13 protein-coding genes are annotated in these 14,091 nt (G+C 43.7%); 7 read left to right on the forward strand and 6 right to left on the reverse strand.

The window, feature by feature from the left end; genetic code table 11:
- Positions 1–53: 53 nt before the first annotated feature.
- Positions 54–623, reverse strand: coding sequence for an adenine phosphoribosyltransferase (locus IOD06_RS05470; RefSeq protein WP_010201988.1), 570 nt, complete (start codon positions 621–623; stop codon positions 54–56).
- Between the two features lie 329 nt (positions 624–952).
- Here IOD06_RS05470 and IOD06_RS05475 point away from each other — a divergent pair, with 329 nt between their 5' ends.
- Positions 953–1,117, forward strand: a complete 165-nt coding sequence (locus tag IOD06_RS05475; protein WP_010201990.1) for a rubredoxin — start codon at positions 953–955, stop codon at positions 1,115–1,117.
- Between the two features lie 27 nt (positions 1,118–1,144).
- Complete coding sequence (locus IOD06_RS05480; RefSeq protein WP_194619774.1) at positions 1,145–2,176, forward strand: alpha/beta fold hydrolase; 1,032 nt, start codon at positions 1,145–1,147, stop codon at positions 2,174–2,176.
- A gap of 104 nt (positions 2,177–2,280) precedes the next feature.
- On the opposite strand, the gene IOD06_RS05485 is transcribed toward IOD06_RS05480, so the two are convergent.
- The gene (locus IOD06_RS05485; RefSeq protein ID WP_194619775.1) at positions 2,281–3,321 is read right to left on the reverse strand and encodes a WG repeat-containing protein; all 1,041 of its coding nucleotides are present in this window, start codon (positions 3,319–3,321) and stop codon (positions 2,281–2,283) included.
- Between the two features lie 491 nt (positions 3,322–3,812).
- On the opposite strand from IOD06_RS05485, the gene IOD06_RS05490 reads away from it, so the two are divergent.
- On the forward strand, positions 3,813–4,745 hold the full coding sequence (locus IOD06_RS05490; protein ID WP_194619777.1) for a DMT family transporter: 933 nt from the start codon (positions 3,813–3,815) through the stop codon (positions 4,743–4,745).
- A gap of 98 nt (positions 4,746–4,843) precedes the next feature.
- Here IOD06_RS05490 and IOD06_RS05495 read toward each other — a convergent pair whose 3' ends face one another.
- Positions 4,844–6,262: a solute carrier family 23 protein gene (locus IOD06_RS05495; RefSeq protein ID WP_194619779.1), complete on the reverse strand. Its 1,419-nt coding sequence runs from the start codon at positions 6,260–6,262 to the stop codon at positions 4,844–4,846.
- Between the two features lie 541 nt (positions 6,263–6,803).
- Here IOD06_RS05495 and IOD06_RS05500 point away from each other — a divergent pair.
- The gene (locus IOD06_RS05500; protein WP_194619781.1) at positions 6,804–8,237 is read left to right on the forward strand and encodes an L-serine ammonia-lyase; all 1,434 of its coding nucleotides are present in this window, start codon (positions 6,804–6,806) and stop codon (positions 8,235–8,237) included.
- 120 nt (positions 8,238–8,357) lie between these two features.
- Here IOD06_RS05500 and IOD06_RS05505 read toward each other — a convergent pair whose 3' ends face one another.
- The 3 genes from IOD06_RS05505 to xthA form a co-directional block, all read right to left on the reverse strand.
- A complete protein-coding gene (locus IOD06_RS05505) occupies positions 8,358–8,756 on the reverse strand; it encodes a DUF4377 domain-containing protein (protein WP_010202007.1) in 399 nt (132 codons plus the stop codon).
- A 380-nt stretch (positions 8,757–9,136) separates the two neighbouring features.
- On the reverse strand, positions 9,137–10,360 hold the full coding sequence (gene argJ, locus IOD06_RS05510; protein WP_194619783.1) for a bifunctional glutamate N-acetyltransferase/amino-acid acetyltransferase ArgJ: 1,224 nt from the start codon (positions 10,358–10,360) through the stop codon (positions 9,137–9,139).
- 47 nt (positions 10,361–10,407) lie between these two features.
- Positions 10,408–11,232: an exodeoxyribonuclease III gene (gene xthA / locus IOD06_RS05515; protein WP_194619785.1), complete on the reverse strand. Its 825-nt coding sequence runs from the start codon at positions 11,230–11,232 to the stop codon at positions 10,408–10,410.
- Positions 11,233–11,453: 221 nt separating this feature from the next.
- Here xthA and IOD06_RS05520 point away from each other — a divergent pair, with 221 nt between their 5' ends.
- From IOD06_RS05520 to fetB, 3 genes are all read left to right on the forward strand, one after another.
- On the forward strand, positions 11,454–12,047 hold the full coding sequence (locus tag IOD06_RS05520; RefSeq protein WP_194619787.1) for a hotdog domain-containing protein: 594 nt from the start codon (positions 11,454–11,456) through the stop codon (positions 12,045–12,047).
- 12 nt (positions 12,048–12,059) lie between these two features.
- Complete coding sequence (locus IOD06_RS05525; protein ID WP_194619789.1) at positions 12,060–12,902, forward strand: ATP-binding cassette domain-containing protein; 843 nt, start codon at positions 12,060–12,062, stop codon at positions 12,900–12,902.
- 77 nt (positions 12,903–12,979) lie between these two features.
- On the forward strand, positions 12,980–13,771 hold the full coding sequence (gene fetB / locus IOD06_RS05530) for an iron export ABC transporter permease subunit FetB (protein ID WP_194619791.1): 792 nt from the start codon (positions 12,980–12,982) through the stop codon (positions 13,769–13,771).
- The last annotated feature ends 320 nt before the right edge of the window (positions 13,772–14,091 follow it).

Below are 14,091 nucleotides of genomic sequence, written 5' to 3' on the forward strand. Positions count from 1 at the left end.
AAAGCGCGCTGAACTATTCAGCGCGCTTTTTTATTATGCTAAAAACTATTTCTCTAAGCTTTTAATACCGTATAAACAGGCACGGGGAATTCACCATGCAACTCAACCAAATCCAGCAGTACCAAAGCACCGACGACCGTATGATCCGCTGACTGGCACAGCTCATAAGCGGTGGTTAGCGTACCGCCCGTCGCCAAAATATCATCGACCAACAATACCCGTTCAGGTGGCAAGTTGTTTTGCATCTCAAGCGTGTCTTTACCATATTCTAGCGCATAGGCTTTGTTGGCAACAGGCGGTGGCAACTTACCCGGCTTACGCAGCAAAATCATGCCTTTACCCAAGCGACCTGCCAGCAAGCTTGCAAACACAAAGCCACGCGCCTCTACAGCACCCAAGCAGTCCACTTCATCCATCAGCCCTTCTGGCAAGGTTGCAAGCAGTGCATCAATGACCGCATTAATATGACTGCGCAGTAACGGGGTGATATCATAAAAATCAATGCCGACTTTTGGAAAGTCTGGTACTGTGCGGATAACCTGCCAAAACGGGTGGTCAGTATTGAGTATATTAGACAGATCAATTTCGGTATTAGCAGATGTAGCGGCAGCATTAACGCTCATAATAACCCTTATCTCATATGGCTTAGATGGTAATAAGTGACGGTGATAAATGACAGACATCACCGTGAAATTAGTGGCGATTACTATAACATAATTTGGTGTAATATAGCGGCGAGACGAACAATCATACAATCGCCTGAATCAATAAAATGCCAATCATGGACTTGATAAAAGCTGAGTCATCTCAACATACAAGTGTAAACTTAACTATCAAAACAACGGTTATATGCTAAACTACGGGCGTTTTTACCGTCCAAAGATGAGCGGTAATGCTCAGTAGACGCTCTAAAAACACCCTGTAACACTGGTAATGATCGATAGGACTATTTATGAAACGTTATGAATGTATCGTCTGTGGCTGGATATATGATGAAGCGCTTGGCTGTCCTGAAGAAGGAATTGCGCCTGGCACCAAGTGGGAAGACATCCCTGAAGACTGGATTTGCCCAGAGTGCGGTGTTGGCAAGCTTGATTTTGAGATGCTTGAGATTTAGTAGACGACTCTCTAATTAGGACACTTCATGACAAAATCCAATAATATCAATAATGCGGCATTGCTTAAAACCTCTGGAGATGCTGGGGTATACCCTACTCCTGACTGGCAACGATTTGGTCAACACCAATGGCGCGAATCAGACCTTAGCGAACACCTCCATCAAGCGATGATAAATATCGGTGATGGCATTGAGTTGTGCGTTGAGGCAGGCGGTAATCCCAATCATCCCCCACTGCTGATGATTATGGGACTTGGCTCGCAGATGATATTTTGGCCAAACAATTTTATCAAGCGCCTTATTGATGCAGGATTTTTTGTGATTCGTTTTGACAATCGCGATATTGGCTTGTCTTCCAAAGTACAGATTGACGGCCTACCGCGTATCAGTCAGCTAAAAATGATGATGCGTTTGCAAACCGGATTGTCCAATAAGAGTACGCAGGTTGCTTATAATTTGACCGATATGGCAGAAGATACCGCACGTTTGATTAAGGCGTTGCAGCTGGGTAAGACACATCTGCTGGGTGCTTCTATGGGTGGTATGATTGCTCAAATCGTGGCGGCACGCTATCCAAGCTTAGTACAACGCATGGCCTTGATGTTTACCACCACCAATCGGGCTTTTCTAAAGCCACCCAAGCCTAAGCAGTTATACACGCTTATCAATCGCCCTGAAAGTCATTCTGAGCGCGATATTGTGCGCCATAGCGTCTGGTTTATGAAAACAGTCGGTACGCCAGGACACGTCAACGTTCGTATGGTGCGTGAAATTGCCAAGTTACGTTATCAGCGCAACTTCCATCCGCTTGGCACCGTGCAACAGCTCAATGCGATCTTGGCCTCTGGCTCTATTAGCCGGTTTAGCAAGCAAGTCAAAGCACCAACTATCGTCCTACATGGCAGTGCAGATGGGCTATTGCCGCCTTCACAAGGACGCGTGGTCGCTAAGACCATTCCCAATGCTAAGTTTCATTTAATCGAAGGCATGGCACACGATATCCCAGAGTACTATCAGCCTTATATGATTGATTTGATTCGCAATCACCTATTGGCTTAATACGCAGTTAACACCGTCAATCATTGGCGATAAAAAAGCGTGCCATGCTATGTATTACTCATAAGCATGACACGCTTTTTTGTCTCTTAGTTTAAGTAAGCGCTTCAATCACAACCAACACTCACCCCTTCTTTATCAATGCACATCTTATTGCCATTTTTTAGGTTACCAATCCACGCTTTACCATTTGCAAATGTAAAAGCGGGCTTGCCTTGATAACTGTCACCACTCGACACACCCATCTTATCAAAGCGAAAAGGAATCACCAGCTCACCGCCCAAATTGATAAAGCCCCAGTTGTCATCAATGCGCACGCCAGCTAGTCCTTCTGAAAAAGGACGAGCATCATCAAATGAATAAGTAATCATCGTCACATTGTTTTCATCGACAAACCCCCATCGACCATCTTGCTGACGTGGCTGTAACGTCGTAAAACGATTGGGCGCTGATTGCCTAGATTGTGCTGACGCTGTAGCAGACCTACTATTGGCGGTTTGCTTTGCAGACGACGGCTCATTATTATTACTGTCACTACCATTTGGATTGCTAGTCACTTTGCCGTTTTTGTCCACCCAACTGATCGCTTGATTTTTACGTACTTGCGTCACACCGCCACGATAATCATCAATATCACTGATTGACGCAGAAAACGACACGATGGTCTTATTTGCTGTATCGATAACTCCATAGTTGCCGTCTCTTTTGACTACGATACGTCCATCAGATACCGGACGCGCCCAACCCTGACTTTCCTTTAGCATGTCGTAGGTCGCCGGTATCACCTCACGACCCTGCATGTTGAGATAACCGACGTGACTATTGCGCAGCACGGGTAATAAACCACCAGCTATCTTATCTGCATCGACTTTTTGATAGCGTGATAAATCAACGACTTTTTTGCCTTTACTATTCAGTAGCGCCACTGGCGCACCGAAGTCCTTGACTGCCAAAAAATAACCGCTACTCGCGGTACAAGAGACATTCTTATAATAGCTTTTGGGTATTTTACAGCTGGCAGCTTGTGCAGTTGGCATCATAAATAGCGCACTGACGAATAAGCCCATAGGAATGCTATATCGTGCCATTTTTAGTTGCGATCCAAATATCAAAGAAAGCGACTTTTTTGATTGAGTACGTCGATGCATAAATAAACCTAGGCTAAAAGTAGTAGAAACTATGTTGAACACTTTAAGAGAGTAATGAAAGACAGATTAGCAAATCGCGACCTTCACGCCAATGCTATTCCTGTAAGGATGCGACTCGATGATATAAGCACTATTATATATAGTCAAAATATCCTAAAAACGCGACGGTATTGCTGATATTAATTTTTTGTCGCCTCTGTCTGCGCAGGCACAGCAAGCAAGAAAAATTGATATCAGCAGTGCGTGATGTATCGATATTACTTTTCATTCACTATAGTTAACGTTAGCTGACTATCAGCATCTATTTTCCAACACACTTACCATACTCGATTCTTTCAAAAATACAGTCATCATAAGAATAAATTATGTTTCAACCATTTCATTTTAAGTCTAAAACCTCGACAATACGGGGTATGTGCATTGTACCGTGAGCACAGTAAGATTAAAAAAAGAACACCATCCACTAAACGTGATCAATCTAAGGACAACCTATGGCTATTGCCGCTTCACGCTCTGCACCTATTGGCTTGGTTATTGGTTGCATTATATTTGGTCTGGGCAGTTTAATCGTCGCGCACGTTGATATCGGCGGTTGGGCCATGTCGTTTTGGCGACTCGCCATCTCAGGAGTGGTCTTTGCTATCTTGGCAAAAATCATGGGACAACGTTTGCCACGCTCAAGACGTGCCATTTTTTATGGTTTATTGTCAGGCGCATTTTTGGGGTTCGATTTGGCACTTTGGCACGAGAGTATCTATGCTGTCGGGCCTGGTATTTCAACCCTACTCAATAGCTTACAGATTTTCTTTTTAGCGGCAATTGGGTTTTTATATTTTAATGAACGGCAATCTATATTACAGCTTATCAGTCTATTTCTAGCGATGGCTGGAGTGGCGATGATAGGTAGCCCTGAATTTGCACATAACAGTGCCGCAACTTGGGGGTTTATCTCGGGTATCGTCTCAGGGGCAATGCTGGCTGCGTCGATGACCTTTATCCGTAAGACGCATGACACCGAGCCAACACCGATATTTATGCTCATGCAATTGATTAGTATCGGCGGTGTGCTGGCGATGATTATTCCGATGTTTTTGTTTGACATGGGCAATATCTTGCCCAACAGTTGGTCTGAGATTGTTTGGGTACTTATTTATGGTACGGTCATGCAGTGCTTGGCTTGGGGTCTGATTGCATACTCTATCCCCAAGCTGTCTTTGGCGCTGACTGGATTACTACTGCTATCTGAACCAATTGCCGCATTGGTCATTGATTATACTTGGCTGGACAAACCGATTAATACTTTGCAATGGAGCGGCGCGCTCTTGACGATGTTTGCCATTTACTTAGGCTCATTAAAACCCAAGCCGCGCGCACTACGTCGCTATCGGTTTTTCTCACGGTTTTATAAACGTAAATATAAATAGTTATACAGGTACACTGATTTATATTTACGTTTTATTTGGCGTATAGCTTTAATGAGGGCGTGTCATCATTTGAAACGTGATGCTTAAACGACAATCAATCAGTCTTTTTGACGATTGAATAATGCATTGAGTACGATAGCTGCCAAGGTAGCCGTGCCGATACCGCCCAAATCAAAGCCACCTAAATGCAGGCTAAAGTTACCCGTTCCCATGATGACAGTGACAGCGGCGATGATTAGATTGCTGTTTTTGCTAAAATCAATGTGGCTGTCTATCCAAATTTTGATCCCAGCAACAGTGATAAGTCCGAATACTATAATAGACGCACCGCCCAATAAGGCCGCTGGTATCGTCTGAATGATTGCACCAAATTTTGGTGAAAGTCCCAATATGATAGCAACCAAACCTGCTACGACAAAAATCGTAGTGCTATACACCTTGGTTACCGCCATGACACCGATGTTTTCTGCATAAGTGGTGACACCTGTACCACCAAATCCTGCTGAAAAAGTCGTTGCTAAGCCATCCGCTAAAAATGCTCGACCCATATAAGGGGTAACACGAGCCTTAGTCATGCCTTCTACTGCTTTAAAATGTCCCAGATTTTCGGCAACCAAAATAAACGCCACTGGTGCGATCAAGATGATGGCACTCATCTCAAAACGAGGCGTATGAATGCTTGGTAACCCAAACCATGAAGCAGCAGACACCCCACTAAAATCAATGGGCGTACCAAAACCCAGTACATTGGTCATCACAAAATAAGCGACGTATGACAATATCAAGCCAACCAATAGTAAAAGTCGACGCAACATACCGCGCGTAAACACAGCCACACCACTAATCAGCAACACGGTTAACGTGGCCATCCAAGCATCAAACTGATTCGCAGACACTCCTTGAATGGTCACTGGCGCCAAATTTAGACCAATAATCATCACGATAGCACCCGTGACGATAGGTGGCATCAGACGCTCAATCCAGCCTGTGCCCGTTTTCATCACCAGCAGCCCAATCAAAGCATAAATGATGCCGCAGGCCATAATACCGCCCAAGGCGACATTTAAGTTGTCATTGAAGCCTACGCCTGCATACGCAGTCACAGCGATGACGGGGCCAATAAAGGCAAAGCTGGAGCCCAGATAGCTCGGCATGCGCCCACCCGTGATCATAAAGAACATCACAGTACAAATACCTGACATCAAAATAGCGAGGTTAGGATCAAAACCCATTAACAGTGGCGCAAGCACCGTCGCACCAAACATCGCAAAAGTATGCTGCACACCCAGTAATATGCTTTTTGACGGTGGCAAATATTCATTGATGCCGACCGGATCACGATCTAAATCGCCGCCATAAGGTCGCCATGTCGGAAACCAACGACCATTTTCAAAATCTGGATTTTTTGGATAGCTCATGGCTGCTGAAGGAATACCAGCCGCTTCTAATGCATTATGAGCAGGTAATGATTCAGCACTTTTGTCTGATTGAGAGGAATTATCGGTGGGAGATGTCATGCATGCTTGTCCTATGTGGGCGGAGCTAATAATAGGCTAAAATAACTGAATGAATAAAAACTGAGATAAAGTTGAACGTCAATAAATAGAAGTAGCTGGCTAAAAATAACGATAAAAACCGAGACTCAACACCATGCCTCTTATAATATGTCACCCAATTCATTCATTTATGTTGTAAGGTAGCAAACCAAAAGTATTATTTGGTATGATAGCTATGTTTTGCTAGATGTATAAGGTCGGATATGTTCTACTTGAACTACCGTCTAAATCATTTTTGCCTGACGTATTTCACAGCGACAACCAACTTACAGGATGTTACATAAACGTTGGCTCCAAGCATCATAACGGAGTTTAATAATAAATAAAAGTTATTATTCACTCGTCACATGTACTTCCATGTTTACATACTTTCATAGACAACACCCCAAACTAAACACTTATCGGTGCTTGTTGGTTGGGGCGGTTTATTATATTTTTCATGCCAGTGCTGAAGCCAATCGATAACCTATGCTGATGCACTTAAAATTTTTGGTAGCTTATTATGATTAGTGTTTTTGATTTATTTAAAATTGGTATTGGACCCTCAAGCTCACATACCGTCGGTCCGATGGTAGCGGCAAACTTGTTTTTGGCGTCTTTGCTCAAGCAAGCAGAGCTGACCGCTATAGACAGTATTGAGATTGAGCTTTATGGTTCATTGGCTGCGACCGGTAAAGGACATGCAACGGATACCGCCATTTTATTAGGGTTACTCGGACATACGCCCAGCACCATCGATACGCGTCTGACCAGCAACTACTTGGCACCCATATTTTCAGAAAAAAGTCTGGACATATCAGGTGCTCATACGATTGCTTTTGACACAGAGCGTGATATCTATTGGTACGACGATACCGTCCTACCCTATCATCCTAATGCTCTGACGCTTCGAGCATTATTGGTAGATGGTACTCGTTATCAGCAGACCTACTACTCAGTTGGAGGTGGCTTTGTGATTAATGAAGAGAATGCCACCAATCCAGATGAAGACCATGCTAGCCCCACCATTGATAGTATTCCCTATCCTTTCAATAGCGCCGCTGAGTTATTAGAGCAATGTCGCCAGCATGGGCTGAGTATCAGTGACTTAGTCCTCACGAATGAATGTCATTACCGCGATCAAACAGAGGTTTTTGCCTACTTAGATAGCATTTGGGACGTGATGCAAGACTGCGTCAAACAAGGCTGTGAAAATGGCGGTATTTTGCCTGGCGGCTTAGATGTCAAACGCCGCGCTCAAGATCTATATTCACAACTGTGTGCGGAGAAGAACCAACCCATCACAAAAACCGATAAATTAGCAGCAATGGATTGGGTGGATTTGTATGCGCTCGCCGTCAACGAAGAAAACGCTAATGGCGGTAAAGTGGTGACCGCTCCTACCAATGGTGCCGCTGGCATCATACCGGCAGTCCTACATTACTATCGTGATTTTTTACCAAGCTACAGCCAAAGCGGTGTCTATAAATTTTTATTAAATGCCACTGCCATCGGTAGCCTTATCAAGCAAAATGCTTCAATCTCTGGTGCTGAGGTTGGCTGTCAAGGTGAAGTTGGCTCTGCATGTGCAATGGCCGCCTCTGCATTGGCTGAGATTATGGGCGGCGATCCTGCCAAATGCTTGAATGCTGCTGAAATTGGTATCGAGCATAATTTAGGTCTCACTTGTGACCCTGTTGGCGGCTTAGTTCAAGTCCCTTGTATTGAACGCAATGCGATGGGCGCGGTAAAAGCGATCAACGCGGCACGTCTCGCTTGCCGTGGCAATGGTCAGCACTTTGTCTCTTTAGATAAGGTGATTGAAACGATGAAAGTAACTGGGGCTGATATGCTAGATAAGTATAAAGAAACCTCACGTGGGGGTCTTGCTGTTTATGCTGATAACCGCATACCCACTGTGAGTCATGGTGTCAGTGTAAAATATAGTCAATGCTAATATAATTATAATTAATATCAGTGTAGACTGTCGTGATGTGATTTTCATAAACACTCATGACAAAAAAAGACCTCTAATTCGTTAGAGGTCTTTTTTGTTCTGACTAGGGCGTGTCATCATTTACTCAGCAGTTTTTGAAACCACTTCGTTTAAAATCCAAACTGGCTTAACCATGTTGGTGGTCTCATTCATCATCGCTTCTTGACGTACGTCCAAAACATAGCGGTAATTTGGCTCATAAGTGAAGCCTTGGATGTTACCGTTTAGAGTTGTATAGTTTTTCTGATAAGTTTGGCGATACTGTAAGCACTCTGATTCAACTTTGGTGCCATTCGCAGTCATAAGATCACAAACTGCTTTACGCGGTGCAATCTCTACTTCAAAGCTTGGAATATTAATGACTTTAACATTCATAGTCTGACCTTCAACGACCATGGTACGCTCATTGTCCATACCCATAGTAGAACAACCTGACAGGGCAAAAGTAGTCATCAATGCGGCAAGTGCTAATTTTTTCATTATTCAATCCTCAGTTAAGTAATATTCATTATTGCCCGTTTGAGCTCGTTTTAATCATTTATAGACGCTCAAAACGTAAGGCATTTGTGACCATACTGGCAAAGTCAATTTAGACAACCAAACAAAGCTGATAATTTCTCAGCAGTATCGTCTATTGTTTACTGAGACTAGTATATGTCGCAAAGCGACTTATCCTCTATGACTGGTTTGTAAAGTAACGTCAGCTTTTGCAACTCATGTTAGTCAAACGTATTAAAAAGCAGACCAATCCAATATATATTTGACATTGCAAAAAAATGGCCGAAGTAATCATTACTCCGACCATTTAATCGCTTTCGTTCAGATTAAGAGGACGCCTTAATTAACATCCATTTCGATAATTAGCTACGATAATCGGCATTTATCTTGACGTAATCGTAAGACAAATCGCAGGTATAAACCGTATCGCTAGCGTCGCCACGTGCCAAATCAATATGAATGGTAATTTCAGGACGGCTCATGACCGTTTTGCCCGCCGCTTCCGTATAGCTAGGCGCAACACCACCATTTTGGCAAATCATGACTTCATCTAGATAGACATCGACTTGCTCGGTATCTAAATCTTCGATACCCGCATAACCTACTGCAGCGAGGATACGACCCCAGTTGGCATCACTGGCGAAGAATGCGGTTTTGACTAGTGGTGAATGTGCAACCGCGTATGCCACATCGCAGCATTCTTGCGTCATCTTACCGCCAGTGACTTTGACAGTCATAAACTTGGTAGCGCCTTCCCCATCACGCACGATTAATTGTGCCAGACGAACAAATACTTCGGTTAATGCCTCAAAAACAGGCTGATAATGGGAATGTTCTGTGCTGTCAATAATATCAGTGCTGGCTGTACCTGTGGCGATCAACACACAACAGTCGTTGGTTGACGTATCACCATCGACGGTAATGCGGTTAAAAGACTGCTCATTAATGGCGCTTAACATCTCTTGTAATAAGTCAGCAGCAATGTTGGCATCTGTTGCCACATAGCCTAGCATGGTCGCCATATTTGGTCGTATCATACCTGAGCCTTTTGACATGCCCGTAATATGATAGCTGACACCCGCCACGTCGATTTTTTGGCTAGCAAGCTTAGGAATCGTATCTGTGGTGCGAATACCATTCGCCGCCGCCAGCCAATTATCAGCAGCTAAACTGGCAAGTGCCTCATCTAAACCAGCGATGACCGCCTCGCTGTTTAATGGCTCACCAATCACTCCAGTAGAAAACGGTAATACAGAATTGACAGCCACGCCAGCTTTACTTGCCAGCGCTGTACAGATATCCACAGCGCGGCGCTTGCCATCAGCGCCCGTCCCTGCATTGGCATTGCCAGTATTGGTGACCAAATAACGTGGGCTAGCCTTAGCAAAATGCTCACGTAACACTCGCACTGGCGCGGCACAAAAGGTGTTTTTAGTGGTGACGACCGCACTGGTTGCGTTCTCAGCAATTTCAATCACGACCAAATCATCACGATCTTTGTAGCGTACGCCTGCGGCAGTAGCACTTAACTTGATACCGTCAATTGGATAAATGGTATTCGGTACTGCAATATTTCCAACAGCCATAGAGGCATCCTTATTTTTCAATTTTCATAGTTATAAATAGAATACTATTAGGGTTTGCTTAAGTTAAATGCCGACCAAATCGGTGCATGGTCAGACGGTTTTTCCATGGCACGTAGCTCATAGCTGATACCAGAGTCAACGCAGTCATCGACTAGGTCTGAGGTGCACAAGATATGGTCGATACGTAGACCGCGCTTAGGCTCGTCGTTAAAACCACGACTGCGATAATCAAACCAGCTGTATAACTCTGTACTCTCTGGATAGTACAGACGGTATGTGTCAGTCAGCTCGCGTGACATCAGGGCTGCATACCATTCGCGCTCTTCTGGTAAAAATGAGGTTTTTCTATTCTTAAGCCAGCGCTTTGCATTGACTTCGCCGATACCAATGTCGATATCTTCTGGAGCGATATTCATATCACCCATAATAATGAGCGAGCGCCCTTCCGCCTTCAAAGCATCAATATAAGCCATCAAATCTGCATAATAAGCCCGCTTCATAGGGAATTTGGTCGGATGATCTTGGCTTTCTCCTTGTGGAAAATAACCATTGAGTACGTCGATTTCACGACCGTCAAACTCATATCGTGCATGAATAAAACGCTTCTGCGACTCGACATCTTCGCCAGGAAAACCTTTTTGTACAAATATTGGCGCAACCTTGGACAAGAGTGCCACGCCATAATGGGCTTTTTGCCCAAAATACTCTACGTGGTAACCAAGACTTTCTATGTTTTCTAATGGAAACTGCTCATCGTGTACTTTGGTTTCTTGTAGACCCATCACATCAGGATCGATTACCTCACGTACCGCCTCCAGCTGATGTTGACGAGCACGAATACCATTGATATTAAAACTGACAAAACGGGTCATAAATTATCCTATACTAATTGATGAAAATACGGTGCTAATATACAGAGCTGAGATGTGACTATACATAAAACCCTATCATAACAGAGGCAGACTGACCTAGCTGTTGCGCGCCCTGATATCTTACGCTAGAGTAGTTGTTATTCGTATGATTGCTATCAAATCTTGTGTATCGAATCATGGCTATCACGGAACACTTATTAAAATAATTATTGAGCATTGTTATGACAACCACTATTAGCAAAACTACCAACGCCTTACCAACGACAGCAAATGAAACTACGCCGTTATTTGCCAAAGACTACAATGTCTATATTAATCATACTGACGCTGGCGGTATAGTCTACCATGCCAATCACTTGGTGTTTTTTGAAAACTGCCGCCGTGACTGGTTTGGTCAACTGGGTTTAAATGGGTATTTCTTGCAGACCGATGATGGTCAAGTACAGCATTTTGTCGTGAGTCAAGCAGACTTGCAATACAAAAGAGCCATTCTTTTAGATGAAATCATTAATGTACGTATCGATAAAGTCGAATTAAAACCTGCCAGCATTATTTTTTACCAGAGCATTCATCGTCATGTCTCAGACAGCTCCTCTACCGATCATACGAATGACAATGCCAACGCTAAAAACAGTTTATTGAGCAGCACCAAAATCGTCATCGCTTGTGTGCAAAATCAAGTCAGGACAGAGCCTGTCTCTCATGACGAGTCGGATACTGCCGTGGCTAGCGCCTCGCCCATGCGACCGATTCGTGTCCCAAAAAAGCTACGTGATGCTTTACAAGAAGCCATCGACCAGCCTATAAATGCATAATGATTCTGACCTATGAGCCTTGATACTGACACACCTATTGTTGAATTTGAACACCTCTGGGTACATAGCAAACGTATCACGCCAATCAACACTGGTGATCAACAGCGTGCAGTTAAAACGAAAATCCATAATGTGTCTGCCATCTACGATAAATGGATGACCAAGTTTAAAAAAATCTCGACCCCCGATCAGAGGTTGCCGACGCATAAAAAGGTATTGATAAATGACATTAGCGGTACACTGTTAGCAGGGGAAATAACCGTTTTGACAGGCGCTTCTGGCAGCGGTAAATCTTTACTGCTACGTGTGCTTGCAGGATTATTACCGATGAGCAGCGGTGAGATTTGTTTGCGCCGTCATGATGCATCAAATAGCGACAGTTATAAAAGCATTCATGATACACCGCCGACCCAGTGGCGCACACGCATCGCCCTACTGGCTCAAAACCCACAGCTGCTAGAAGGCCGTGTGCTTGAAAACTTACAGATGCCCTATCGCCTACAAGCGCATCAACATCTTGACTTTGATATCGACTGGCATATCGCTCAGCTTGTTCAGCTAGAGCGCAGTGCTGACTTTTTACAACAAGAGGCAAGTCATCTCTCTGGTGGCGAGCGCCAACTGGTCAATACCTTACGTCTTTTGCAACTAAATCCACAGGTATTGTTATTAGATGAGCCTACAGCGGCTTTAGACATCGATACCTCAACCCAGCTAGTGAATCTACTGGTTAACTGGTTGCGCGGCGATGCACAGCGCACCATATTATGGGTGACTCATGATACACAAGATATCATGCCATTAGCCGACAGGCATTGGCACATGCAGGCAGGCGTATTAACCAAAATGCGCTAATCTCATAATCGACTTTTAATCGTGACTGCCCCTAATACTTATTTCCCTCACCTTAACGACATTAATAATGAGCAGCTATGAGCAGTACGGATGATATGCAAATATTCCTCACTTACGGTGATATTGCGCTTGCCAGCAGCTTAATTATTATCGTCCTTATCCTGTCATGGCGACTACGCTTAACATTAACCAAAACACTATTAACGGCGGCTGTTCGTACTATAGTTCAGCTGAGCTTTATCGGTTTGATTCTGGCATGGATTTTTGCTCGTGAGCAATGGTATGAAGTCCTCCTCATACTGACTATCATGACCTTGATTGCAGGAGGTGCAGCCAAAAATCGTGTCAAACGCAGCTACAAAGGTTTATTCATCGATACCCTCCTCGCTGTCAGCCTATCAGCCGTATTGGTCACCAGTATCGCCATCTTTGTGATATTAAGAGTGCAGCCGTGGTATACGCCGCAATTCGTCATCCCTATATTGGGCTTAATACTAGGCAACTCTTTAACCGCCATCTCATTGACCAGCAATCAGTTGATTGAAGCTTTTCATGAGCAGCAAGGACGTATTGAAATGATGCTCAGCCTCTCTGCCAGGCCCTTTGAAGCCGTGCATGAGCAGATACGAGCGGCCATCATCAATGGTATGACCCCAACGTTGAACTCTATGCTGGTGGTTGGTATTGTCAGCCTGCCAGGGATGATGACAGGACAAATATTGGCGGGTGCAGATCCTACTCAAGCGGTACGCTATCAAATTGTCACGATGTTTTTAATCTGTGTTAGCAGCACTTTAGGATGCACTATTAGTGCGTTGCTTATTTATCGGCGTTTTTTTAATAAACGTGAGCAGTTCCTTTCACCGTAATACAAGCGGCTGACTTTAGAATTGATACAGTCTACTGTGACAAATTTTCATAGCCTCAATTTTAGTGACACATGTTTATTGACGTATCTATTTTATTGAAAGTCGGCTATAGTTTTGAAATAGCGCTTTGATAGATTATCAACCTCATCATAATTAGACTTGTTTCTCCTACATCACATATCAACTGTATCTCTTAGTATATTTTATGTACTACTCAGTATCACATACTGGTATTGTTTTAAACCATATTCATGCTAATGTATTGTTTAAATATATCGTTCTTTTGATACTTTGGTTGTAAATAACAGATTAAAAATATT

Source organism: Psychrobacter sp. N25K4-3-2, assembly GCF_015351755.1.
Lineage (GTDB): Bacteria > Pseudomonadota > Gammaproteobacteria > Pseudomonadales > Moraxellaceae > Psychrobacter > Psychrobacter glaciei.